Annotated in this window: 18 protein-coding genes and 1 tRNA gene; 7 read left to right on the top strand and 12 right to left on the bottom strand. The window is 69.5% G+C overall.

Annotation, left to right across the window (positions count from 1 at the left end):
• From K9U40_RS06850 to K9U40_RS06830, 5 genes are all read left to right on the top strand, one after another.
• On the top strand, positions 1 to 1,276 hold a 1,276-nt coding region (locus K9U40_RS06850), incomplete at its 5' end, for a Mu-like prophage major head subunit gpT family protein (protein WP_349239416.1).
• A 2-nt stretch (positions 1,277 to 1,278) separates the two neighbouring features.
• Positions 1,279 to 1,491 carry a phage head-tail joining protein gene (locus K9U40_RS06845; protein ID WP_282889462.1) on the top strand — a complete coding sequence of 71 codons (213 nt, stop codon included), beginning with the start codon at positions 1,279 to 1,281 and terminating at the stop codon, positions 1,489 to 1,491.
• A 2-nt stretch (positions 1,492 to 1,493) separates the two neighbouring features.
• Positions 1,494 to 1,829: a DUF2190 family protein gene (locus K9U40_RS06840; RefSeq protein WP_282889461.1), complete on the top strand. Its 336-nt coding sequence runs from the start codon at positions 1,494 to 1,496 to the stop codon at positions 1,827 to 1,829.
• 10 nt (positions 1,830 to 1,839) lie between these two features.
• Complete coding sequence (locus tag K9U40_RS06835; RefSeq protein WP_282889460.1) at positions 1,840 to 2,034, top strand: hypothetical protein; 195 nt, start codon at positions 1,840 to 1,842, stop codon at positions 2,032 to 2,034.
• A gap of 115 nt (positions 2,035 to 2,149) precedes the next feature.
• Positions 2,150 to 3,055, top strand: coding sequence for a tyrosine-type recombinase/integrase (locus K9U40_RS06830; RefSeq protein ID WP_282889459.1), 906 nt, complete (start codon positions 2,150 to 2,152; stop codon positions 3,053 to 3,055).
• 59 nt (positions 3,056 to 3,114) lie between these two features.
• Here K9U40_RS06830 and K9U40_RS06825 read toward each other — a convergent pair.
• Positions 3,115 to 3,188, bottom strand: a tRNA-Gln gene (locus tag K9U40_RS06825).
• 361 nt (positions 3,189 to 3,549) lie between these two features.
• On the opposite strand from K9U40_RS06825, the gene K9U40_RS06820 reads away from it, so the two are divergent.
• Positions 3,550 to 3,756 (top strand): hypothetical protein, encoded by a 207-nt coding sequence (locus K9U40_RS06820; protein ID WP_282889458.1) that lies wholly within the window; start codon positions 3,550 to 3,552, stop codon positions 3,754 to 3,756.
• Between the two features lie 122 nt (positions 3,757 to 3,878).
• Here the strand turns inward: K9U40_RS06820 and pbpC are convergent, their stop codons facing one another.
• The 10 genes from pbpC to K9U40_RS06770 form a co-directional block, all read right to left on the bottom strand.
• On the bottom strand, positions 3,879 to 5,969 hold the full coding sequence (gene pbpC, locus K9U40_RS06815; RefSeq protein ID WP_282889457.1) for a penicillin-binding protein 1C: 2,091 nt from the start codon (positions 5,967 to 5,969) through the stop codon (positions 3,879 to 3,881).
• Positions 5,966 to 11,281, bottom strand: coding sequence for an alpha-2-macroglobulin family protein (locus tag K9U40_RS06810; RefSeq protein ID WP_282889456.1), 5,316 nt, complete (start codon positions 11,279 to 11,281; stop codon positions 5,966 to 5,968). Before K9U40_RS06810 ends, pbpC begins: the two co-directional genes overlap by 4 nt.
• Positions 11,282 to 11,666: 385 nt before the next feature.
• Positions 11,667 to 12,272, bottom strand: a complete 606-nt coding sequence (locus tag K9U40_RS06805) for a glycosyltransferase (RefSeq protein ID WP_282889455.1) — start codon at positions 12,270 to 12,272, stop codon at positions 11,667 to 11,669.
• 179 nt (positions 12,273 to 12,451) lie between these two features.
• A complete protein-coding gene (locus K9U40_RS06800) occupies positions 12,452 to 12,640 on the bottom strand; it encodes a hypothetical protein (RefSeq protein ID WP_282889454.1) in 189 nt (62 codons plus the stop codon).
• Between the two features lie 127 nt (positions 12,641 to 12,767).
• A complete protein-coding gene (gene fabI, locus K9U40_RS06795; RefSeq protein WP_282889463.1) occupies positions 12,768 to 13,559 on the bottom strand; it encodes an enoyl-ACP reductase FabI in 792 nt (263 codons plus the stop codon).
• A gap of 29 nt (positions 13,560 to 13,588) precedes the next feature.
• On the bottom strand, positions 13,589 to 15,859 hold the full coding sequence (locus tag K9U40_RS06790; protein WP_282889453.1) for a DUF3141 domain-containing protein: 2,271 nt from the start codon (positions 15,857 to 15,859) through the stop codon (positions 13,589 to 13,591).
• Positions 15,860 to 15,947: 88 nt separating this feature from the next.
• Entirely contained in the window at positions 15,948 to 17,159 is a 1,212-nt protein-coding gene (locus tag K9U40_RS06785) for an acetate/propionate family kinase (RefSeq protein ID WP_282889452.1), read from the bottom strand.
• A gap of 2 nt (positions 17,160 to 17,161) precedes the next feature.
• Complete coding sequence (locus tag K9U40_RS06780; RefSeq protein ID WP_282889451.1) at positions 17,162 to 18,145, bottom strand: phosphate acetyltransferase; 984 nt, start codon at positions 18,143 to 18,145, stop codon at positions 17,162 to 17,164.
• A 177-nt stretch (positions 18,146 to 18,322) separates the two neighbouring features.
• Entirely contained in the window at positions 18,323 to 20,041 is a 1,719-nt protein-coding gene (locus tag K9U40_RS06775; RefSeq protein ID WP_282889450.1) for a SulP family inorganic anion transporter, read from the bottom strand.
• 536 nt (positions 20,042 to 20,577) lie between these two features.
• Entirely contained in the window at positions 20,578 to 22,110 is a 1,533-nt protein-coding gene (locus K9U40_RS06770) for a CoA-acylating methylmalonate-semialdehyde dehydrogenase (RefSeq protein ID WP_282889449.1), read from the bottom strand.
• 101 nt (positions 22,111 to 22,211) lie between these two features.
• Here K9U40_RS06770 and K9U40_RS06765 point away from each other — a divergent pair, with 101 nt between their 5' ends.
• Complete coding sequence (locus K9U40_RS06765; RefSeq protein ID WP_282889448.1) at positions 22,212 to 23,117, top strand: LysR family transcriptional regulator; 906 nt, start codon at positions 22,212 to 22,214, stop codon at positions 23,115 to 23,117.
• On the opposite strand, the gene K9U40_RS06760 is transcribed toward K9U40_RS06765, so the two are convergent.
• Entirely contained in the window at positions 23,104 to 23,997 is an 894-nt protein-coding gene (locus K9U40_RS06760; RefSeq protein ID WP_282889447.1) for a LysR family transcriptional regulator, read from the bottom strand. The two genes, K9U40_RS06765 and K9U40_RS06760, sit on opposite strands and share 14 nt — an antisense overlap.
• Positions 23,998 to 24,021: the final 24 nt, after the last annotated feature.

The raw sequence follows: 24,021 nt of genomic DNA, 5'->3' as shown, positions 1-24,021 counted from the left end.
CGCCGCGGCGGCCCCCACCCCCACGGCGTCCGCGGACCGGGCCGCCGTCAATTTGGAGATCCGTTCCATCGCCACGGTGGCCGGCCTTGATCAGGGCTGGATCGACAGCCAGATCGACGCCAACGCGACCACCGAGGCGGCGCGCGCTGCCGCCTTCGACGCCATGCGTGCCCGCTCCGCTCCGACGGGGCAGATCCGCACCACCACGGCGCCGACCCTCGACGATCCCGCCGTGCGCGCCGCGGCGATGGGCGAAGCTCTGCTGTGCCGGATCGACCCAGCGCACCAGCCCTCCGCCCCTGCCCGCGCGTTCGTCGGCCTTTCGCTGCCCGAAATGGCACGCGACTGCCTGCGAAATGCCGGCCTCCCCGTCACCGGCCTGGGCGCCAGCGCGGTGGTGACGCGCGCCCTGCACTCCACCTCCGACTTCGCCCTTGCGCTGTCGGACACTCAGGGCCGCGTGCTCACGGCCTCCTACAAGGCTGCGGCCTCCGGCCTCAAGCCCCTGGCGCGCGAGGTATCTTTGCCGGACTTCCGGGCCCGCACCTTCATCCGCACGTCCGGGATTTCGGACCTCGAGAAGGTCAACGAGAGCGGCGAGTTCAAGCGAGGCTCCTTCGACCACGCGGGCGAGAGCGTGACGCTCGCGACCTACGGCAAGGTGTTCGGCATCTCCCGCCAGGCGTTGGTCAACGACGACATCGGCGCGCTGGCGGACATCCCCGCCAAGCTCGGCGCCGCCGCGGCGCGCTTCGAGGCCGATCAGCTCGGAACCCTGCTGGTGTCCAATGCCGGCGCGGGGCCGACGATGGCCGATGCCGTCGCGCTGTTCCACACCATGCACGACAACTTCGCCAGCGGCAGCGGCGAGGCCCCGGACGAGGCGACCCTCAGCGAGGCGCGCCTCGCCATGCGGGCTCAGACTGACGACGCGGGCTTCCTCATCAGCGTCGTGCCGAAGTACCTCGTCGTCGGGCCGGCGCTGGAGACCGCGGCCGAGAAGCTGCTCGCCGCGATCCAGCCCACGCAAGTGTCGGACGTGCAGCCCATCCGGCTCACGCTGGTGGTCGAGCCCCGGCTCGCTGGCAATGCATGGTACGTGGTGGACCCGACCGTCGACGGCCTGGTCTACGCGCATCTCGCGGGAGAGGGCGGGCCGCAGATCGAAAGCCGCGCCGGCTTCGACGTGGACGGTGTCGAGACCCGCGTGCGCCTCGACTTCGGTTGCGCCTTCATCGACTGGCGCGGCTGGTATCGCAACGCCGGAGCAGCCTGACCATGGCCAGCCTCTCCGACCTGCAGACCCGCCTCGAGGCCCTCCGCGCCACGCGCGCGGGGGGTGCCCTCAAGATCCGCGAGGGCGAACGCGAGGTTACCTTTCGCTCGGACTCCGAGCTCGCCGGCGCCATCGCCGACCTCGAACGCCAGATCGCGGCCCTCACCACGGGCCGTGTCCACACCGTCCGCATCTTCTCCTCGAAAGGCGTCTGACCATGCGCAATTTCGTGCAGCTCGGTAACACCGTCACCTTCACCGCGCCGGCCGGGGGCCTCGCCTCCGGCGACGGCACCCTCATCGGCAGCCTGTTCGGCGTGGCCGCCGCCAGCGCCGCAGCCGGCGCAGATGTCGAACTGGTGACCCGCGGCGTCTTCGACCTGCCCAAGGCCGCCGGCATCGACTTCGCGGCTGGCGATAAGGCCTATTGGTCCACCGCCGCCAAGGCCGTGACCGACGTGGCCGCCGGCAACACCCTCATCGGCGTGGCGACCCGCGCCACCGCCATCCCCGCCGCCACCGTCCGCGTGCGCCTCAACGGCGTGGCGATCTGAGGGGGAAGACATGGCCCGGCGCGCCCTCACCTTCAAGCAGGCCGATATCGCCCGAGCCGTCAAAGGCGTGGCTTCGGCTGGCGTGAAGGTGATGCGCGTCGAGATCGATCCCAACGGAAAAATCACTGTCGTGACCGCCGAGGACGCAGCGCCCCCGGCGGCCTCACCTCTCGATAACTGGATGGCGCGCCGTGGCTCGCGTTAGGCTGAAGGGCATCAACTCCAAGACCAAGCGTCTCGCCGACGGGACGCCGAAAACCTATTGGTACGCCTGGAAGGGCGGCCCCCGTCTGCCAGGCAAACCGGGCGATGCGGAATTCATGGCCGCCTATAACGAAGCCGTCACCGCCAAGCGGCCAGCGCCGGCAGGGGTGATGCTTTCGGTTCTGTCGGGCTACCAGCAAAGCGACGATTTTCGCCAACTCGCAGCGCGCACTCGCGCCGATTACGTGAAACAGATCAAGAAAATCGAGGCGGAGTTCATCGACTTTCCCCTCGCCGCCCTCGACGACCGGCGCACGCGCGCGATCTTCTTAGAATGGCGCGACCGCATGGCCCTGCAATCCCGCCGGCAGGCCGACTATGCTTGGTCCGTTCTCGCGCGCGTTCTGTCCTGGGCCCACGACCGCGGGCTCGTGGTTGCCAACCCCTGCACCCGAGGCGGGCGCCTCTACCGAGGCTCCCGTGCCGAGAACGTATGGACGCCGGATGACGAGGCGCAGTTCCTGAAACAAGCGCCCGCGCACCTGCGCTTAGCATTCATGCTCGCCCTATGGACGGGGCAGCGGCAGGGCGACCTGCTCGCGCTGCCATGGTCCGCCTATGACGGCGAGAAGATCCGCCTCCGACAGCAGAAGACCGGAACGCGAGTCGTGATCCCCGTCGGCGCGCCCCTCAAGAAGCTCCTCGACACCACCGAGCGGCGCAGCCCCATCGTGCTGGTGACCCTTGAGGGCAAGCCATGGACACCGGACGGCTTCCGCGTCTCGTGGCGCAAAGCCGTCGCCAGGGCCGGCATCACCGGCCTCACATTCAACGACCTCCGTGGCACCGCCGTGACGCGGCTGGCGCTCGCCGGCTGCACCGAGGCGCAGATCGCGACGCTCACCGGCCACAGCCTCCGAGACGCGCGTTCAATCCTCGATGCGAACTACCTCGCCCGCGATCCGGCCTTGGCCGAGAGCGCGATCCGGAAGCTCGAAACGAGAACAAAACTTCCCGACTGAGCGCCCGACCGGCGCTCTTTGTTCTGCTCAGAAAGTGGGAAAAGCGAAGCAATATCAAGTGGCTGGGGGACTAGGATTCGAACCTAGATTAACGGAGTCAGAGTCCGCGGTTCTACCGTTGAACTATCCCCCAACGCGTCCTCCATAGGTCGCCGGGGCGACGGAGGATGCGTGCCCCGAAAGGCAGGTGGGGTCTATACGCAATTCTCCGCCCCGGTTCAATAGGCTTTTGCGTCGTCCACAGCCTAGCGGTTCGACCGCGACAGATGGAACCCATCTGTCGCGCGCAGGCCGAACCACAACTCTTTGATCTGGTGGGTCAACTTTTCGAAACGGATGGGTACCATCCGTTTCGGTTCATCCACTGGGCCTGCGACCCGCATGGTATACGGTATCCGCATTGGTGCCATGCACAATCCGCTCTATTGCAATGCACGCGCCTCGATTATGTTGTGGGCATTGAATTTGGAGCCACTCTCCAAGCGGAGGCGAAAATGGCCACGATCACTGCCACTCCTACCCGTGAATTCGGGCTGTTCGGGCGCATGGGCGCCGCTGTTTCCAAGGTTGGAGCCGCCATCGTCGAAGCCCGCCAGATGGCCGCGCGCTACGAGCAGCTGCGCCGCATGTCCAACAGCGAGCTGGCGAAGCTCGGCTGCACGCGCGACGAGATCGCCCAGCTGGTCGTGCGCGGCCTCTGAACTTTTCCGCTTCTGGTTTCCGGGCTTATTTGCCCGGAGCGTGACATCTTCCGCGTTTCCTCCCAGTGCCTGTCCCGCCCACCGCAAGGTGGCGCGGGACTTTCTTTTTCAACAGCCTCGCCCTATTCGACCCGCACCGTCACGCTGTCGGAAAGCCCGTCCGCGTCGATCACGGTGAGGCGGGCAAAGCCGCGGCCCTGCGGCGTCCAGAACAGGGTGCGCCGGTCCTCCACCCGCGCCACCGGGCGGCCGTCCATCAGCAGGGTGAGCGGGAAAGACCCGCCATCCACCTTGAGCGCGAGCGTCTCCGCCTCGGCGCCGGAAACCCGCGCGCCGTCCGGCGGATAGACCACCTGCAACGGCTGCTCCTGCCGGGTCCGGCCGAAATGGCGCTGTGGTGGCGGCAATCGCGCATTGCCCGCCATGAGCGCGCCGCGCGGCGCCGGGCCAAGCCCCGCCGGGGTCCGGACGATGCGGGCAAAGGCATCGAACAAAAGCGGCGCCGCCGCCGCACGGCCGGTGAGGTCGGGCACCGCCTGCCCGTCCGGCCGCCCCACCCAGACGCCCACGGTGCGCCGCCCGTCGAAGCCCATGGCCCAGCTGTCGCGATAGCCGTAGGAGGTGCCGGTCTTGAAGGCGATGCGCCCGGTCAGCGCATTTTCCGGTGCAGGGGTTCCCAGCAGGCACTGGCCCACATACCAGGCCGCCACCTGATCCACGAGCAGGGACCGGCGCGGCGCCGCCACCGCGCCGCCGTCGCGGCGGAACACCAGGGGATGCGCCTCGCCGCCCCGCGCCAGCGCGCCATAGAGCATGGTGAGGTCCACGAGGCGGATGCCCACGCCGCCAAGCCCCATGGGCAGGGCCGGCGCCGCGCCCGGCGGCAGCTCAAGCCGTGCCCCGGCCTGCTGAAGGCGGGTGGCGAGGCGCTGCGGCCCCACCGCATCCAGCAGCCGCACCGCCGGCACGTTCAGCGACAGTTGCAGTGCCTTGCGTACCGACAACGTGCCCTGGAAGCCGCGGTCGAAATTCTCCGGCCGCCAGCCGCCGAAGCGGGCGGGCCGATCCTCGATCAGCGTTTCGGGATGGGCGATGCCGTCCTCGAAGGCGAGGGCGTAGATGAAGGGCTTCAGGGTCGAGCCCGGCGAGCGCACGGCGCGGGCGAGGTCCACCGCGCCGGCGCGCTCCCTGTCGAGGAAATCCGCCGAGGCCACATAGGCCCGCACCTCGGCGCTCGCATTGTCCATCACCACCATGGCCGATGACAGCCCGCGGCCCAGCGCCCGCGTGCGCTCGCGCACCAGGTCTTCCAGCTTCTCCTGCAGGGGCGCGTCGAGGGTGGAGAGGTGGCGCGAGAGGTCGGGCCGCTCCGCCACCATCTGCTCGGCAAGATGCGGCGCCAGCTGGGGCAAGGCGCGACGCGCCGTGGGCACCGGCTCGGCCTTGGCCACCCGCACCTCGTCGGCGGCCAGCACGCCCTGGGACAGGAGCCGGTCCAGCACCCGATCGCGCGCCGCCCGGGCCCGGGCGGGGGAGCGGTCGGGCCGGCGCAGTTCAGGCGCCTGCGGCAGGGCCACCAGCAGCGCCGCCTCGCCAAGGGTGAGCCGGCGCGGCTCCTTGCCGAAATAGGTCAGCGCCGCGGCCCGCACCCCTTCGATATTACCGCCATAGGGCGCAAGCGTCAGGTAGAGGCCGAGGATCTCGGGCTTGGACAGATGCGCCTCCAGCTCCAGCGCCCGGCGCATCTGGGCGAGCTTGGCGGCAAGCGTGCGCGGGCGCGGCGGCAGGGTGAGGCGCGCCACCTGCATGGTGAGCGTCGAGCCGCCGGAGACCACCCGCCGCGATCCCGCCGCTTGCCCCGCCGCCCGCAGCAGCGCCAGGGCATCAACGCCGCCGTGTTGCTCGAACCGGCGGTCTTCATAGCCGAGGATCATGGTGATGAGGCGCGGGTCCACGTCCTCAACCGTGGCGGCGAGGCGCCAGCGGCCATCGGGCAGCGCGAAGGGCCGCAGCAGCCGGCCCTCGCGATCCACCACCTCGGCGGAGACCTTCACCTGCGGCGCAGGCGGAGCGTTGGCGCGCAGATGATGCAGCCCCGTCACCGCGCCACCCGCCAGCAGCCCCACCCCCAGCGCAAGGCCGGCCGCCACCCGCCGCAGCCGGCGGCGGGCGGGGGCGGCGGGCAATGGCTCGGATGGTCCGGTCGCGTTCATCGGGCGGGCAACACCTCCAGGGTGCCGGCGGCGGTGCGGGCGAAGCGGTCGGGACGGTACATGTCCTCCACCATCGCGGGCGGATGGGCATAGCGCCCCGGCGACACCGCCCGCACCGTGTAGGCGACCACGAAGGCGCCGTCGCCCTCCTGCCGGGTGACCGAAGCGACGAAACGGTCGTCGCGGAACTCCACATGGCCCGCCTCGCTGGTCTCGTCGAGCCAGGTGAAGCCGCCGTCGCCGCCCTGGACGAGGCTCGGATTCTCGATCTCGAAGCCGGCGGGCAGATAGTCCACCAGCAGCACGTCGGCCAGCGCGCTCTGGGTCTCGCTGAACGAGAGCACCACCGCGAAGCGCTGGTTCTGCACCGCCCTGGAGGGATCGGCAGCCTTGCCGTCGAGGGTGAAGTAGCGTCGCTCAAGGGTGAAGCCCTTCGCCACCGGCGGCTCCGGCGCAACCGGCGCGCCATTGATGCCGATCACCACCTTCACCGCCTCGGCGCCGGCATTGCGCAAGGTCACAGGCCCGCGCTCCAGGTCGGCGCGGGAGAGCTTGCGGCCGAACGGGCCGCGCACCAGGGCGCCATCCACCTCCAGCCCCATATTGGCGGCGCTGGCCGCGAGCGTGCGGGCGGCCAGCAGCAGCCAGGCGTTTTCCTGCGTGGAGGTGCGCTCGGTGCGCACCCGCGCCGCGTCCACGCGGGCGAGGGCCACGTCGGCCAGCTTCTCCAGCCCCGCCTCGCGGGCGAGCACGGTGAGGGCCGCCGCATCGCGCAGCACCGAGCCGAAATCGGCCCGGCCCGCCACCGGAGCCCCCGGATTGGCCGGCAGACCCTCTATGGCCACGTTGAAGGCCCGTTCCGCCCGGGTCCGATCGCCGAGCAGCGCCAGCGCCGCGCCCACCTGCCCCTTGGCGAGCGGAGTGCCGAGGTCCTTCAGCCTTGTGTCGGCGAGATAGCGCAGGTCGCCCAGCGGCGCGCGGCCGTTGCGGGCCAGCACATAGAGCGCGTAAGCGAGGTTCTCCGTCTCCGCGCGCATGTCGGCGCCGGCGAGGTTGACCACGTTGCGCAACCGGTCGAGGGCCATCGAGAAAGCCACGTCCGGCACGGCGAAGCCCTTCTCCTTGGCGCGGCTGAGGAAATCCACCACATAGGCATCGAGCCAGGTGTCGGAGCCACCCGCCGACCACAGGCCGAAGGAGCCGTCCGAACCCTGCCGTGCCATCACCCGCACGATGGCGTCGCGGATGCGCTGGTCCGCCTCCGGATCGGTCGCACGCCCCGCCAGCACGCTCAGTTCGTTGTAGGACAAAAGCGGCAGCGCCCGGCTGGTGATCTGCTCGGTGCAGCCATAGGGATAGCGGTCGAGGGCGGCGAGCAGGGCCGGCACGTCGATGGTGCTGGAGGGCGTCACGCTCACCGCCACGCTCCCCGTTCCGGGCAGGAGGTCGGCGAGAAGGTCGCGCGAAAGCGTGATGCTCTCCCCTGGCGCGAGGGTGCGCACGGTGCGCCGCTCGATGTCCGGATAGGCCGGGCGCACGTTCATCTCGAAGCTGCGGGTGATGTCGAGCCCCTGCCCCGTCAACCGCGCGGTGACGGTGGCGGGCCCCACCGCCCTGCCCTCCAGCGCGAGCCGCAGGGACTGGCGCTGCTTCGCCGCCAGCGTCACCGGCCCTGGGGGCTGGGTGACGGCGGCGGCACCGGTGGCGGCGACATCAAGGCGATACTCGCCCTCCGGCGCCTCCACATTGGTAAGGTCGAGGTTCAGGCTGGAGCGGTCGCCCGAGGCTAGGAAGCGCGGCAGGGTGGCGAGCATCACCACCTTGTCGCGCACCACCACGTCGGCCGAGGCGTGGCCGAGCTTGCCCGCGCTCCAGGCGATGGCCATCACCCGCGCGGTGCCGTCGAAGGCGGGGATGGGGAAGGCGACGGTGGCGGTGCCGTCCGCCCCCACCTCCACGAGGCCGGAGAACAGCGCCAGCGGCGGGCCGTTCGGCGGGCTCGCCAGCAGCCCCTCCTCGCCGCCGTCGCCGCCCGAGCGCAGGCGGCCGGCGGCGCCCTGCATGCCGTCGATGAGCGCGCCGTAGAAATCGCGGATATCGGACGCCAGCCGGCGCTGGCCGAACACCACCGCCTCCGGCGCCGGCGGCTTGTAGCCGGTGAGGTTGAGGATGCCCACATCCACCGCCGCCACCGTCACATAGGCCTTCTCGCCCGCCGCGAGGCCGCCGACGCGCACCGGCACGGAGAGGGTGGTGCTGGGGCGCATCTCGGCAGGCGGGGAGAGCTCCACCTTCAGGGTGCGCGCCTCCTTGTTCACCGAGAACCAGGAGAGGCCGATGGCGCGGCCGGGCATGCGGCTCGCCGCAACGTCGAGGGGGCGATGCATGAACGCCACCACATAGGCCCCCGGCCCCCAGCCCGCCCCCACCTTGAAGCTCACCTTGTTGGCGCCGGGGGAAACCTTCAGGAATTTCTGCTCCAGAAGGCCCTCGTTGAGCACCAGCACGCTTGCGGTGCCGGCGGCGCGGGCGGTGATCGTGGCATCCAGCGTATCGCCGGTGGCGTAGGCGGAGCGGTCCAGCGTCAGTTCCAGCCGGTCGGGGGTGTCGGCACTGCCCTCGCCGGCAAAGCCCGCCTCGAAGCCAAGGCTCGTGAGCGGCAGGCCGTCGCCGATGATGTCGAGGCGGTAGCGGCCATACTCGGTGGGCATGGAGAGACGCGCCGGCCCATCCGTCCTGGTGTCGAGCCGGCCTTCCGCCACGCGGGTCACGGTCTTCACCGGCTCATAGTCCCACGAGCCGCTGACGCGATACCACTGGTAGCGCGTCTCGATGCGCGACAGTTTCCAGGAGAGGCCGGGGGCGGCGAGGAGCTTGTCGTCGGTGCCGGCGACCACCACGTCGAAATTGGCCACCTCCCCTTCCCGCACCCGGTCGGCGAACAGCGGCTTCACGCCGATCTGGCTGCCCGCCGGCGCCACCGGCAGCACGATGGTGCGCTGGACCGCGCGGCCGCCCGCCTCCACGAGGCGCACGAAGGCTTCAATCTCCAGCGGCCGCGCCGTGCGCGGCAACTCGGAGGCGACCAGGCGCAGGCTGGCGCGACCGCGCGCGTCGGTCTGGGGCGCATCCGCCAGAGGCTGACGCTCGGCCAGCACCTGGTCATCCCCATTGCCGAAGCGATAGCCGGCAAAGCCGGGGCGCTCGGCGGCGGCGCGTAGCTCGCTCTCCGCCTCCACGTCGAGGCCGGACGCGGGGGCGCCGAACAGGAAGCGCCCGTCCACCAGCACCTCGGCCGGCTTGTTGCGCGGCAGGCGCGTCTCGCGGGCGGAGAGGTCGAACTCCACCCGATCGGGCACGTAGTCTTCCACCAGGAAGGTCACCTCGCCCACGGCCGGCGCCTTGGGGTCGGTCAGCGCCTTGGCCCGCCAGGTGCCGGTCATGGCGCCCGTCAGCAGCGCGAAGTCCGCCGTGCGCCCGCCCGCGCCCTGGTCCGCCACCACGAGGCGGCGGTCGGCGACGCCGTCGGGCCGGTAGAGCTGGAGGGTCAGGGGCACACCGGTGGCGGCATTGCCCTGCGCGTCCCGCAGCAGCACGGTGAGGTGCACCGTCTCGCCGGAGCGATAGACGCCGCGCTCGGTGGCGAGGAAGGCGTCGAGCCCTTCCGGCGCGTCGCGGCCGGACACGCCGCGGTCGGTGAGGTCGAAGGCGGTCTCCTTCAGCGACAGGAAGGCGTAGTCGCCGCCCTCCGTGCGCGCGGTCACCACTTCCGGGCCGAGGCCGGCGGGCCCGCGGGAGAGACCGGCATCGAAGCGCACATAGCCGTTGGCGTCGCTCTTCGCGGTGCCCAGCACCTCGTTGGAGCGGGCGACGAGGCGCACCTCCGCCCCCGTCACCGGCTCCGCGCTGCCGAGCGAGCGCAGGAGCACGTGCACGCCGTCCTGCCCCGACAGGGCGGTGAGGCCGAGGTCGGACACGATGAACCACTGGGTCGCCCGGGTGGAATAGTCGTCGTCCGCGGTCTTCTCCGGCTCGGCGGTCATCACATAGACGCCGGGCTCGAGCCGCCCCACCGCCTCGGTGATCGGCACGGCGGTGGTGACATCGGCATTCAGCGGGTTGTCCACCTCCAGCACGCCGGAATAGACGGCGATGGCGCTGCCGTCGGCGAGCTGCTCGCGGGCATAGGCCTCGATGCCCTGCCGGAACTCGCCCTGGATGGCGGTGGGCACGAGCCCCCGGTCGCCGATGCGCAGGATGTCCACCTTCACCGCGCTGGTGTTCACCGAAACCAGCGGAATGCCCTTCTGGCCGGTGCGCGGCAGCACGTAGTTGCGGCCGGTGAAGCGCACCGTGGGCGACCGGTCGCGCACATAGAGGGTGAGTTCGGTGGCCTTGCGCAGACGCTCGCCGGTGACGGACGGAATGCCGGGCCGCACCGCCAGCGTGTAGCGCTCGCCGTGCTTCAGTCCCTCGACGCAGATCTGCCGCGCCTCGCCGGTGATGGCCGGCTTGTCGAGCCCCCCCACCTGCACGAAGGCGGCGAAATCGGTGCCCGCGACCAGATCCTCGGAGAACTGCACGCAGGCGCGCGGGGCGGCGGCGTCGGATTCCACCGAATAGTCCACCAGCCGGAAGCCGTGCTCCTCCTTCAGCTTGTCGAGGAAGCTGCGGTCGGCGGGGTTGTCGCGCAGGTCGATGGCCGTCTTCATGGTGTCGATGGCGGCATTCCACAGGCGCCGATCGGCATAGATATGGCCGATGAAGGACAGCGCCTCGCCCTCCTCCGCGCGGGTCTGCGCCCGGCGATAGGCGATGAAGGCGGCGCCCATGGCATTGTCGATGAAGGCGGAGGCGTCCTCGTCGTCATTCGGCTTGATGGCAGCCAGCGAGCGGGCGAGGCGCAGCCACACCCCCGCATCCTGCGCCTGGGCGAGCGCGAGGCCCGCATAGAGATCGGCGGCGGCGCGAGCGTCGTTGCGCTGGAACGCCTGGGCGGCGTCGCGGCGCACCCTGTCGAGGGGCTGGGTGGGTAAGGTGCCCTCGCGGCGCAGCACGCGCTCATAGCGGCGGGCGGCGCTGACGAGGTCGGAACGCTGGAACGTCTTGAGGCTGGCGGGGCGCGGCGGCACGGGCGGCTGCGGCTGGGCCGAAGGCGCGCCACCCTGCACCGGAGCCGGCGGGCGCGTCACCTGCCCGAAGGCCAGCGTCGCCGGGCTCGAAACCGCGACGGCAAGGCAGGCGATGCGGCTGAATGTCACCAGGCGACGGCGCAAAGAATCCCGGCGCAGGAAAAGACGGCGAAGGTCCATGGACCGCTCCCTCGGTGCGCAGCACCGTTGTGGGAGGCGAGGCGTGCGCCGCGGCCCTCAGGCGGGAGACCGATCAGGCGTCGCGCCCGGTCGGTCGCCGAAGCACGGTCGCCGCGGATTGCACGGCAACCCGATCGGCAAACCCGGCCCTGTCCTGAAGTGGGAGACGGATCCACCGTGCAGGCCTGTTCGACCTCGACGGATCCGGCTCCGAAGCCCGCTGATCGTTCGACCGGCCCCCTTACGAGAAATGACCGACCGGTGCCCGCTTCCCCAAGAGAAGCTGGCCCGACCCCGCATCGCCATCTATGCGCAACCCGGACGCCTCGCCAAGGGGGTGTTTGAAGAACGCCAGGTTATTTCCGCGGCAGCGGGGCCGAGGGGCTCAGGCGTCCTTCGCCGGCATCAGCACGTGGGGGCGCAGCAGATGGATGCGGCGCCGGCCGATCCGCGCCATCAGACGCCGCTCCGCCCTGACGCCGGCAGGATGGCCGCCGAGCCGCTCGTAGTATTTGCGGGAGATGAGAAGCCCCTGGCCGGGCGTCGGCAGCCCGAACAGCGCGAGCCGGGCCACCGCCATGGCCTCGCCGAGACGCGGGCCAATCCCGTAACCGTCCACCGCAAGGCGGAAGGTGGCGGCGATGCGCTCGGCCTGCCCGCGGCGCTCGCAGGTCTCGGTGAAGGTCATCACCTCCCGCGCCCAGCCCTCCTCCAGAATGGAGCAGTCCGACAGGAACAGCAGCCAGCGCCCGCGCGACTGGGCGGCGCCCTGTCGCAGCCGAACGCCCACGTCGGTCACGGAACTGATGAAGGCGCAGCCGGCGGCATCGGCGATGGTGGCGGTTCCGTCCGTGGAACCGCAATCCACCAGCGTGACATCACGCAGCACGCCCGCCGTCACCCCCTGGACGAGCGCCGACAGGACCGGAACGAGCTGGCGCTCGGAATTGTGCGTTGCAATGACGACGGACAGCACGGGAAACGTTCTCATTGAGCGTTCCCGCCAGCTATACCGCCGCATCCGCGCGCCGTCGATGCCGCAATGCACCTAAAGCGGCGCTTGTTGCGGACGAACGCTATGCGGATTGACGCGCCTCCCTCGGACACCACGTCCGGACACCTGAAGCGCGCAGGCCGGGGCCCGGCGACGGTGCCTCGCTTAAGCCCGCGCTATTTCGGGCAGGGCACTTCCTTGTAGACCGCGTCCGCGAATTGCTTGACGCCCACATTGATCCGCAGCGGCGAGGTCCAGGTCTGGTAGGTGACGATGCCGCGGGTCATCGCGATCACCTTGTAGTTCTCGATGCCCTTCGTCTTGTAGCACTTGCCGGGCTGAATATCCTCTTCCCTCAAAGGCATGGTAACGACCCCAACGCAAAATGGCCTGAGCAATCAGGTCATTATGAGCGTCTTGGGGACGGTGATCAAGACGAGGCGCCGCAGCGCGGCAGGCCGCCCGGAACCGGTGCAGGCCAGCCCAGCCATATCACGCCATGATGGAGAGGCCGCCGTCCACATAGACGGTCATGCCGGTCAGCCGGCGCGCGAAGGGGGTGGCGAGGAAGGCCGTGGTGAGGCCCACGTCGTCGATGTCCACCAGCTCGCCGATGGGCGCGCGCTGGGTCGCTTCCGACAGGAGAACGTCGAAATCCTTCAGGCCCGAGGCGGCGCGGGTCTTCAGCGGACCGGGCGAGACGGCATGGACGCGGATGTCCTTCTGGCCCAGTTCATAGGCGAGATAGCGCACCGTGCTCTCCAGCGCCGCCTTTACCGGACCCATGAGATTGTAGTTCGGCACCACCTTGTCGGCGCCGTGATAGCTCATGGCCATGAGCGTGCCCCCGCCCGTCATCAGCGGCTCGGCGAGCCGCGCCATGCGGATGAAGGAGTGGCAGGAAATGTCCATGGCCACCTTGAAGCCTTCGGCCGATGAATCCACCAGCCGGCCCTGAAGGTCATCCTTGGGCGCGAAGGCGATGGAATGCAGCGCGGTGTCGAGGCCGCCCCACTCCTGAGCAATACGGGCGAAGACGGCTTCAAGCTCGCCCTCGCGGCTCACGTCGCAGGGGGCGAAGATGCTGGCGCCCAGCTCCTGCGCCAGCGGCTCCACATGGGGCCGCGCCTTCTCGTTGAGATAGGTCACCGCCAGCTCCGCGCCGAGCCGGCGGAACACCCGCGCGCAGCCATAGGCGATGGAATGCTCATTGGCGATGCCCAGCACCAGCGCCTTGCGGCCCTTCAACGCCGTGCCGAGCAGGTCCCAGTCGGCCTGCGGCATGGTCTGACCGGTCACCGTGTCCTGCGCGCTCATACAGCCTGCCCCGCATAGGAAGGAAAAGGAATGATCCGGACCTCATCACCCTCGGCCACCACGCGCTTCACGTCGGCCATGAAATCGGTCACCTGCGGCCCGAAGGCGATGTTCGCCAGCAGCCGGTCGAGCAGAGTCAGGAGGTGGGCGCGCGCCTCGGGCGTCGGAAGCAGCGCCGGCAGGGTGGCGAGCGCCTCGTCGGGCGCATGCTCGACGATGATGGACTGCCGCCGGATCACCGCCTGGGCATCGTCGGCCGGCAGAGCGAGGAGCCCCACCTCCCGCCCGACCAGTTCGCGGATCTGCTTCAGGGTGGAGAGGCGCTGGCGCCCGCCGCCGCGCTTCTGCGCGAGCAGCGCCACGCGCACCGCCGCGTCGGTGAAGCCGCCCTCGCGCATGGCGGCGAGCGCTGCGGCCACTTCCACCGGCGACTGCTCCACGATGGCGGGCGTCGCCGGAGCGGTGAGGTCCGGGTCCACCATGGCGAGGGTGCCGTAGAGGCGGAAGAACTCCGTCTCCACCGTCGCGTCGCGCAGCTGCCGGTAAAGGTCGAAGCCGGCGGTGATGGCGGTGGCCATGAAGCGCTCGGCGGCAACGTGCGGGCCATCCTCATTGCGCGGCGTGCGCTGGCCGCGGGCAAATTCGGCGAGCGGAGCCAGGGCGGCAAGGACCGGATTGAGATCGGAAAGCCCCCAGCGCACCGCCCGCAGCGGGTGCAAGGCCCGCATCGTCCGCCCCATCTCCGGCGTCACCACGGCGGAGATGACGGGATGGACGAAGCTCTCATAGGCTCGTGCATTGACCTCGGAGACGTTCGCCACCGCCTCGAAGGGGATCTCGTCCTTGCGGCTGTACTTCTGCAGGATGGCGAGGTCTTCCACCCGGCGCTCGGTGAGCGTCACGTCATACTTCACCACGCCGCCGGAATGATCCTCCTCGATGGTCATGCCATAAAGGCCGGGGGACAGCGCCTCCACATATTCGATGAGGTCCACGATCTGCGCATGCTCGCGCTTGGCCACCGCGCCGGACACGAAGATGCCGAGATGGCCGACGCTCTGGTGCATCAGGCCCACCACCACCTGCCCGGCATCCTTGAGGGCCTGGGTGGTAGGATAGAGGTCGGCCACCCAGTTGATGGCCTGCTGCGGCGGGGTGATGTTGTCGCCCAGCGAGGCGAAGACGATGATGGGCGAGCGCACCGCCCTCAGGTCGAAGGTCTTGCCCGGCGCCCACTCCGCCTTGCCGGCGGCCAGCCTGTTGCCGACGAACAGGTTCTCGACGATCCACTTGATCTCTTCCCGGTTCATCAGGAAGTAACCGCCCCACCAGCGCTCGAACTCCAGGAAGCGCGGCGGCTCCGTATCAATGCGGGAATAGAGGTTGTAATACTTGCCGAAATAGGTGTTGGCCGGGTTCAGATACTCGAAATTGTCCACCAGATAGGCGCCGTCGAAGAGGCCGCCGCCGAGGTCCGCGGCGAGCGAAGCCGTCCACGCGCCGCCGAGCACGCCGCCGGCATAGCGCATGGGGTTCTCGGCGTCGTTGCCGGCCCAGTAGGACATGGGCGCGCCATTCACCACGATGGGACCCACATTGTCCGGATCGAGGGAGGCCACCAGCATGGCGGCCCAGCCGCCCTGGCAATTGCCCATCACCACCGGCTTGCCGCGGGTGGGATGGCGCTCGCACACGATGCGCACGAACTCGGCCTCCGCCAGCGACACGTCCGCCAGCGTCTGCCCCGGCATGGGCTCGGGGAAGAAGATGACCATATAGACCGGGTGTCCGGCCTTCAGCGCGAAGCCGACCTCCGAATCCGCCTTGAAGCCGCCGATGCCCGGCCCGTGGCCGGCGCGCGGATCTATGATCAGGAACGGCCGCTTGTCGGGATCAAGCGTCACCCCCTCCGGGGGCAGGATGCGCACCAGGGCATAGTTGGCGGGGCGCGCGAAGGTGCGCGCATCGGCGATCGTCTCATAGTCGAAGGCGAGCAGCGGCGGCTTGCCGGCCTTCTCGTGGGCAATCCAGTTGTTGCCGCGCTGGCGCATGGTGTCCCAGAAGATGAGGGAGCGCTGGGCCGCGTCGAAGGTGTAGGAGACCGTGTCGCGCCACGCCGAAACGGGATCCTGAGGCCGGCCGGCGGCCGCGAACGCGCTCGCTGCGCCCCGCATGGCCTCGCCATAGGCCGAGACCGCCTCGCCAAGGCGCAGGCGGTAGATCTCCGCCATCCGGCCGTACACCTTCATCATGTCCATCGGATGCATGTGCGCCTCCTTCCAGCGTCGCCGCGTGTCATCGAAACCGCCGGGGCACTTCCGGTCACAAGTTCACGCGGGGCTCGTTCTTCAAAGTTCAGAGGGCGGGCAGGCGGTCCTGTTCCGATGCCAGCACCGCGCGCATCTCGCGCACGATGGTCCATTCCTCATCGGTGGGGATCACATAGGCCTGCGGTCCACTGCCCGTGGTAATGCGTGCCGCGCCCGAGCGGTTGGCTTCCGGGTCCAGCTCGAACCCGGCCCAGCGGGCGGCCTCGATCACCTCGGCGCGGGTGGCGGCATCGTTCTCGCCGATGCCGGCGGTGAAGACCAGGGCGTCGATACCGCCCAGCGCCGCCACCAGGGAGCCGAACTCCCGGTTGATGCGATAGACGAACAGGTCGATGGCGCGCTGCGCCCCCGGCTCCGCCCCGGCCTTCTCGCGCAGGTCGCGCATGTCGTTGGAGATGCCGGAGACGCCGAGCAGGCCGCATTTCGTATAGAGGAAATGCTCGGCCTCCGGCGCGCTCATGCCCAGTTCACGCTGGAGATAGAACACCACCCCCGCGTCGATGGTGCCGCAGCGCGTGCCCATCACCAGCCCGTCGAGGGCTGAAAACCCCATGGTGGTGGCGACGCTCTTCGAGGCCGCATAGGCGCCGAGGCTCGCGCCCGAGCCGAGATGAGCGGCCACCACCCTGCCGTGGACCAGGCGCTCGTCAACCTTCGGAAACTGGGTCGCGAGATAGGCATAGGACAGGCCGTGGAAGCCGTAGCGCTTCACCCCCGCATCCGTCAGCGACTGGGGAATGGCGAAGAGCTGGGCAATCTCCGGCTGGGTGCGGTGGAAGGCGGTGTCGAAGGCCGCCACCTGCGGCAGGCCCGGCACCCGCCTTGCAATGATGCGGATGGGCTCAAGGCTGCGCGGCTGGTGCAGCGGCGCGAGCGGGGAGAGGGTGTCCAGCTCGGCGATGATCGCCGGCGTCAGGCGCACCGCATGGGTGTAGTTCGGCCCGCCATGGACCACGCGATGGCCCACGGCGGCCAGCTGATGACCGCCGCGATGGGCGGCGAGCCAGTCGGAGAGGTAGGCCAGCGCCTCCTCGAAGCCGTAGGCGGCATCGTGAGGCCAGCGCTGCTCGCCGACCACCGCCCCGTCATGATCCTTCACCTTGAAATGCGGATCCGTGCCGAGCCCCTCGAACAGTCCGCGATAGAGGCGGTTGGGCACATCCGCGCCATCGTCCAGGAAGACCTGGAACTTGAGGCTGGAGGAGCCGGCATTGAGGACAAGCTGCACCTTCGCCACGCTCAGACCTCCACCGCCTTGGCCGCCGCCCGCTGGGCATCGGCGAGCAATGCGGCCACCGCGCAGGAGGCGAGCCGCGTGGTCTTGGAATCCGCCCGGCTGGTCAGGATGATGGGAACGCGCGCCCCGAGCACGATGCCGGCGGCATCGGCGCCGGCCAGGAAGGTGAGGCTTTTCGCCAGCATGTTGCCGGCCTCCAGGTCCGGCACCACCAGGATGTTGGCGCGGCCCGCCACCGGCGAGGTGATGTGCTTGATGGCCGCCGAGCCGAGGTCGATGGCATTGTCGAGGGCCAGCGGCCCATCCACGATGCCGCCGGTGATCTGGCCCCGGTCCGCCATCTTGCAGAGGGCCGCCGCCTCGATGGTGGAGGGCACGTTGGGGTTCACCGTCTCCATGGCCGAAAGCACGGCGACACGCGGCTCCTCGAACTTGAGCGCGCGGGCCAGATCAATGGCGTTCTGGACAATGTGACACTTGTCGTCCAGCGACGGCGCGATGTTGATGGCCGCATCGGTGATGATCAGCGCGTCCGGATGGCTGGGCACATCCATGACAAAACAGTGGCTGATGCGCCGCGCGGTGCGCAGGCCGGTGTCGCGGGCCACCACGGCCCCCATCAGCTCGTCGGTATGAAGGCTCCCCTTCATCAGGGCGTCAGCCTCGCCGCAGCGCACCAGTTCCACGGCCTTGGCGGCAGCGTCATGGCTGTGGGCGGCGTTCACCTGCCGCACGGCGGAAATGTCCAGCCTGGCGGCGTCCGCCGCGGCCGCGATCTTGGCCGGGGGACCGACGAAGATGGGCTCGATGAGGCCAAGCTCCGCCGCTTCCACCGCCGCGCCCAGGGAGACGCCGTCGCACGGATGGGCCACCGCGACCCTCAGCCTCGGCAGGGCCTGGGCCGCCGCGATCAGGCGCTCGTACTTTTCATGGCGCGGCGCCTGGGCGTGAGGCATCAAAGGCTCGAGGGTGATGGAGGCCGGCATCAAGGTTTCTCCCTCTCGTCCCACCGGTGCCCGCGGCTCAATCTCTCCTCCCCCGGCGATCATCGCGCCACACGCGGAGGAGAAGGCCCCTACCGGGATAAGTTCAGGCCGATTTCGTGTCGAAGGCTATGCCGAATTCAGGCTCTCGTCTTCCATGACACAAATCAATCATCCGATTTATGACACTTGCGAAGTGTGCTGTTCACCAAAAGCCGTGCCATCCGTATCGGCCGCAGCGAGCGCCTCGACGGCATGGCGCAAGGTGGGGTGGATCGCCATGACATCGGGGCTGAAACCGTGGGCGACCATCCAGTTGCGCCATTCGGTCTGCCGGCCCGCGCCGACGAAGGCGATGCCGTGCTGACGCAGAGTGTCGGATACCTCCTTGAGGGTGAAAAGGCCCGTCACGTCCACCTCCGTCACCGGCAGCAGATCGAGGATGACCGCTTTCGGCGCCCCCGCTTCAGCGCTGGTCGCGGCCAGGAGCGCATGGCGGAAATGGCCGGCATTGAAGAACACGAGCGGGCCGTTGAAGCGGAAGATGACAAGGCCGTGAGGCGCCGTCGCGCTCTGGTGCCGCGACAGGGAATGGAAGCCGGGCATGCCGGCCACCCGGCCGAGAATTTCCACCCGCGGCCGGGCGCTGATGTGCAGGAATCGCAGCAGGGCCAGCACCACGGCGACGAGAATGCCTTGCGTCGCCCCCAGCATCACCACCCCCAGCGTGGCGAGAATGGAGATCGCCGCCTCGGCCCGGTCGGCCCGGGCGATGAGACGCAGGGTTGAAAGGTCCACCAGCGAGAGGCCCGCCATCACCAGCACCGCGCCCAACGCCGCCACCGGCACGTAGCGCAGCGGCGCGGTCAGGAAGAGCAGCACCAGCGCCACCGCGAGGGCCGCGAACAGGGCGGTGGCGTGGGTGCGCCCTCCGGCGGCGTCCGCCATGGCGGTGCGCGAGTCCGCACCGCTGATGGCGAAGCCGTGGGTCAGGGCCGAGATCACGTTGGCGGCGCCGAGCGCGGCGAAGTCCTTGTCCGGGTCCACCTCGTAGCCGTTCTTCGAGGCGAAGGAGCGGGACGCGAGCATCATGCTGGTGAAGCTCACCAGGGCAAGGCCGCCTGCGGCCGGCAACAGGGCGGCCAGCGCCTCCGGATCAAGCTGCACCAGCATGACGCCGGGGAGTCCCGCCGGCACCACGCCCAGCGTCTTCACCCCAAAGAGGTCGAGACCGAGCAGGAACACCGCCAGCGCAGCGCCGGCCATGGCCAGCACCGCCGCCGGAAAGACCGGGATAAGCCGCCCACCCGCGATCATGAGGCCGAACGCGCCAAGTGCAATGAGCAAGGTCGGTGGATGGGTCTCGCCGAGACGCAGGACAAGGTTGAAGGTTGCATGCAGGACATGACCGCCCGTGCCCTCGATCCCCGTGATCTTGGCAAGCTGGCCCAGCACGATGGTGATGGCGATGCCGTTCATGAAGCCGACGAGGATGGGCCTGGAGAGGAAATCGGCCAGCACGCCGAGGCGCAGGAACCGCGCGAGGATGCAGAAGATGCCGGTGAGCAGGGCCAATTGGGCCGACAGCGCCGCATAGGCCGCCCCGTCGCCGGCCGCCAGCGGCGCCACGGCGGCGGCGATGACGGCGCAGGTGGCCGCATCGGGTCCCAGCACCAGCTGGCGCGACGAGCCGAAGATGGCATAGGCAACAAGGGGGAAGACGGAGGAATAAAGCCCAACCTCCGGAGGGAAGCCGGCAAGCTCGGCATAGGCGATGCCGACCGGTATCGCCACCGCCGCCACCGCGAGCCCCGCTCGGAGGTCGGGGCCGAGATCCCCCCGGCGATAGGCGAGGAGGGCGGCAAGCCCGGGGGCCCAGCGCCTGAGGCCTTCACGCACGATCCCGCTCCTCGCCTTAAACCGCGCACGCTCCGGGATTCGGGGCGGGCATATACCGTCAAAAATTAGACCAGAATCGCCGGGCCTGATAGCCGGCTATCGGTTTGACCGAGACCGGTGGAACGCATCGGTTCCGAGCAGATCCAACCACAATTCGTGGATCCACGAGAGCACGCGCCGATCAGGTTGCATCGCAATCCGATCGGATAACGTGTTCTCTTCCATTGGTTTAGAGGGCGCTGTTCCAAAAGGAGCGCCCCGCGCTGACGCGCAGGGCATAAGGCAACCTGGAGGAAAATCCCGGCCGGACCGCGTGCGGGGAAAGCGGCCCGGCCGACGCTGCCCGGAAGGTCTCGTGCAGCGCGGGATCATCTTTCGCCAGAGCCGAAGCCGCCGCATCCCCCAAACTGAGGACGCTCCGGATTTCCCTGGCGGCCGGGCTTCCTCGGCTCGGGCAAGACCACCGGCAAGGGAAAAGGCCCGGCCCGAGGCCGGATGGAATGCGGGAGGGGCCGCGCGCGGCTCGTCCCGTCCGCTCACTTCATGGTGGGCATCACGAAGTCCGCGCCGGCGCGGATGCCAGTGGGCCAACGGGTGGTGATGGTCTTCAGGCGCGTATAGAAGCGCACGCCCTCCGGCCCGTGCATGTGGTGGTCGCCGAACAGGGAGGCCTTCCAGCCGCCGAAGGAGTGGAACGCCATGGGCACCGGGATCGGCACATTGATGCCCACCATGCCCACCTTGATCTGATGCGCGAACTCGCGGGCGGCATCGCCGTCGCGGGTGAAGATGGCGGTGCCGTTGCCGAACTCGTGGGTGTTGATGAGGCGCGCCGCCGTGGCGTAGCTGTCGGCGCGCACCACGGCGAGGACGGGTCCGAAGATCTCCTCCCTGTAGATGCGCATTTCCGGCGTGACATGGTCGAACAGGGTGCCGCCGATGAAGTAGCCGCCCTCATAGCCCTGGAGCTTGAGGCCGCGCCCGTCCACCACCAGCTTCGCGCCTTCCGCGACGCCCTGATCCACATAACCGGACACCTTGTCGAGGTGCTGCTTCGTCACCAGCGGGCCCATCTCCGCCTCGGGATCGGTGCCGGGACCCACCTTGAGCGCGCGCACCCGCGGCTCCAGTTTCTCCATCAGCGCCTCGGCGGTGCCCTCGCCCACCGGCACGGCCACCGAGACCGCCATGCAGCGCTCGCCGGCCGAGCCATAGGCGGCGCCCATGAGCGCGTCCACGGCCTGGTCCATGTCCGCGTCGGGCATGATGATCATGTGGTTCTTGGCGCCGCCCAGCGCCTGGCAGCGCTTTCCGGTGCGCGCCGCCGTCTCGTAGATATAGCGGGCGATGGGGGTGGAGCCGACGAAGCTGATGGCCTCCACGCCCGGATCGTGCAACAGCGCGTCCACGGCCACCTTGTCGCCCTGCACCACGGTGAAGACGCCGTCCGGCAGGCCGGCTTCCTTCAGCCATTCGGCGAGCAGCAGGGAGGCCGAGGGATCGCGCTCGGACGGCTTCAGAATGAAGCAGTTGCCGCAGGCCAGCGCCACCGGGAACATCCACATGGGCACCATGGCCGGGAAGTTGAACGGGGTGATGCCGGCCACCACCCCCAGCGGCTGGCGCACGGCGTGGCTGTCCACGCGGGTGCCCACGTCCTCGGTGATCTCGCCCTTGAGCAACTGCGGCGCGCCGGTGGCGAATTCCACCACCTCCATGCCGCGCTGGATCTCGCCTTTGGCGTCGGAGAACACCTTGCCATGCTCGGCGGAGATGACTTCCGCCAAGGTGTCGATGCGCTCTTCGAGGATGCGCAGGAAGGCGTTCAGGATACGGGCGCGGCGCAGCGGCGTGGTGGCCGCCCAGCCGGGCGCGGCGGCATTGGCCGCCTCCACCGCCGCGCGCACCTCCGCCTCGGAGGCCAGCGCCACCTCGCCCGACTGCACGCCCGTGGCCGGATTGAACACCGGCGCGGTGCAGCCGCTGGTGCCGGGCACCTGACGACCGGCAATGAAATGCGGGATGGCGACGGGGCCTGAAACAGGCTGGGCGACGGCGGCGAGCGGCATAGGTCTGGGCCTCTTGAAGCGGCAGGGATACCTCGTCTTCCCACTTCAAAAGACGCTCATCAATGCTATCATTTTAATATCTATTGTGCGGATTTTGAAGCATGGATTGGGACCATCTGCGGGTCTTCCTCGCCGTGGCGCGGCATGGGCAGCTTCTGGCGGCGGGGCGGCGGCTGGGGCTCAACCATGCCACCGTGGCCCGCCGGCTCGATGCGTTGGAAGAGGCTCTCAGCGCCCCCCTGTTCGACCGCCGCCCCGCCGGCTGCGTGCCCACGCAGGCCGGCGAGCGGCTCTTGCCGGCGGCGGAGCGGGTGGAAGCGGAGATGCTCGGCATCGCGGAAGGCTTCCGCGAGGCAGCGGCGGATGTCTCCGGCACCGTGCGCATCGGTGCGCCGGATGGCCTCGGCAATTATTTCCTCGCCGCGGAGCTGGGGGCGCTGGCGGCCCTTTATCCGGATCTGGTGGTGGAGCTGGTGCCCCTGCCGCGCACCTTCTCTTTGTCGCGGCGGGAGGCGGACCTTGCCATCGTGCTCGACCGGCCGACCGAAGGCCGGCTGCTGGTGTCCCGGCTCATCGACTACACGCTCTCCGTCTACGCCGCCCGCGCCTATCTGGAGCGCCACGGCACCCCGGCCACGGTGGAAGACCTCGCCGGCCATGTGGTGGTGACGGGGGTGGAGGACCTCGCCTACGCCTCGGCGCTGGATTATTCGGGCGTTCTGGAGAAGCACGGGCGCAGCCGGTTCCGCTGCGCCAGCGTCATGGGCCAGATGGAGGCGGTGCGCGCGGGGGCCGGCATCGGCGTGCTGCACGATTTCGCCGCCGGCCGGCATCTGGAGGCGCAAGGCCCGGATGCGCTGGTGCGGGTCCTGCCCGGCATCGGCTTTCGCCGCTCCTATTTTCTCCTCGCCCATCCGGATACGGCGCAGGTGCGACGCATCGCGGTGCTGCGGGAGGTCCTCACCCGGCGCTTCCGCGAGGAGCGCCACCGCTTCATCGTCCCATGAAGACGGCGCGGTCGGCGCGGATGGTGGTAGTGATCGCTTCCAGCACCGCCCGCACCCGGTTGAGGTGCTTGAGATCGTCATGCACCGAAACCCAATAGCTGCGGGTGAGGCGGAAAGCGCCCTTCAGCAGCACCTGAAGCTCGGGATGGGCGGCGGCGAGAAAAGCCGGCAGCACGCCCAGTGCCGCCCCGCTCAGCACCGCATTCACCTGCGCGATGACGCTGGTGGAGCGGATCACGGGCGTCACCTCCACCCCCGCCTCCAGGGTGGAAAAATCCAGCGCGCGGGTGAAGAGCAGTTCCGGGATGTAGCCGGCGAAGACATGGCCCTGAAGCTCCGCCGCCGTGCCGGGCCGGCCCCTGCGGTCGAAATAGGCCTGCGTGCCATAGAGTTCGAGGGTGTAATCCGTGAGCTTCTTCACGCTCAGCTGCCCGGCGATGGGCCGGTCGAGGGTGATGGCGATGTCCACCTCGCGGCTCGCCAGCGAATAGGCGCGCGGCAGGGCGACCAGCTCCGTCTCCAGCTTCGGATTTTCCGCCGATAGTGCCGCGAGGCGAGAGGCGAGATAGCCCACGCCCAGCCCCTCCGGCGCGCCGATGCGCACCCGCCCCGCGACCTGCATGCCAGCCTCGCCCAGACCGACGATCTTGCGCAGGACGATGGATTCCATCTCCTCCGCCGCCTGGGCCAGCTTCTGGCCCTGCTCGGTGATGACGGTGCGGCGGCCGGCACGGGCGACGAGCGCCGCGCCCACTTGCCTTTCCAGCCGCGCGACGCGGCGGCCCACCGTGGTATCGTCGAGTCCCAGAGCGCGCCCCGCCCCCGCCATCCGGCCGGTGCGCGCCAGCTGGAGGAAGATGCGCAGGTCGTCCCAATCCATGGCCGCGAGATCCGTCACCAATTG

The organism is Xanthobacter autotrophicus, assembly GCF_030015065.1.
Lineage (GTDB): Bacteria > Pseudomonadota > Alphaproteobacteria > Rhizobiales > Xanthobacteraceae > Xanthobacter > Xanthobacter autotrophicus_D.
The sequence above is the reverse complement of the archived record's forward strand: the minus strand, read 5'-3'. Positions and strand labels throughout refer to the sequence as shown.

What these genes read in the sequence shown, in the direction of transcription:
- K9U40_RS06760 (WP_282889447.1), bottom strand. Translation starts at nt 23,997, where the DNA reads ATGGATTGGGACGACCTGCGCATCTTCCTCCAGCTGGCGCGCACCGGC.
- K9U40_RS06845 (WP_282889462.1), top strand. Translation starts at nt 1,279, where the DNA reads ATGGCCAGCCTCTCCGACCTGCAGACCCGCCTCGAGGCCCTCCGCGCC.
- K9U40_RS06805 (WP_282889455.1), bottom strand. Translation starts at nt 12,272, where the DNA reads ATGAGAACGTTTCCCGTGCTGTCCGTCGTCATTGCAACGCACAATTCC.
- K9U40_RS06770 (WP_282889449.1), bottom strand. Translation starts at nt 22,110, where the DNA reads ATGCCGCTCGCCGCCGTCGCCCAGCCTGTTTCAGGCCCCGTCGCCATC.
- pbpC (WP_282889457.1), bottom strand. Translation starts at nt 5,969, where the DNA reads ATGAACGCGACCGGACCATCCGAGCCATTGCCCGCCGCCCCCGCCCGC.
- K9U40_RS06840 (WP_282889461.1), top strand. Translation starts at nt 1,494, where the DNA reads ATGCGCAATTTCGTGCAGCTCGGTAACACCGTCACCTTCACCGCGCCG.
- K9U40_RS06830 (WP_282889459.1), top strand. Translation starts at nt 2,150, where the DNA reads ATGGCCGCCTATAACGAAGCCGTCACCGCCAAGCGGCCAGCGCCGGCA.
- K9U40_RS06800 (WP_282889454.1), bottom strand. Translation starts at nt 12,640, where the DNA reads ATGCCTTTGAGGGAAGAGGATATTCAGCCCGGCAAGTGCTACAAGACG.
- K9U40_RS06790 (WP_282889453.1), bottom strand. Translation starts at nt 15,859, where the DNA reads ATGCATCCGATGGACATGATGAAGGTGTACGGCCGGATGGCGGAGATC.
- K9U40_RS06810 (WP_282889456.1), bottom strand. Translation starts at nt 11,281, where the DNA reads ATGGACCTTCGCCGTCTTTTCCTGCGCCGGGATTCTTTGCGCCGTCGC.
- K9U40_RS06780 (WP_282889451.1), bottom strand. Translation starts at nt 18,145, where the DNA reads ATGCCGGCCTCCATCACCCTCGAGCCTTTGATGCCTCACGCCCAGGCG.
- K9U40_RS06835 (WP_282889460.1), top strand. Translation starts at nt 1,840, where the DNA reads ATGGCCCGGCGCGCCCTCACCTTCAAGCAGGCCGATATCGCCCGAGCC.
- K9U40_RS06820 (WP_282889458.1), top strand. Translation starts at nt 3,550, where the DNA reads ATGGCCACGATCACTGCCACTCCTACCCGTGAATTCGGGCTGTTCGGG.
- K9U40_RS06765 (WP_282889448.1), top strand. Translation starts at nt 22,212, where the DNA reads ATGGATTGGGACCATCTGCGGGTCTTCCTCGCCGTGGCGCGGCATGGG.
- fabI (WP_282889463.1), bottom strand. Translation starts at nt 13,559, where the DNA reads ATGCCGCAGGCCGACTGGGACCTGCTCGGCACGGCGTTGAAGGGCCGC.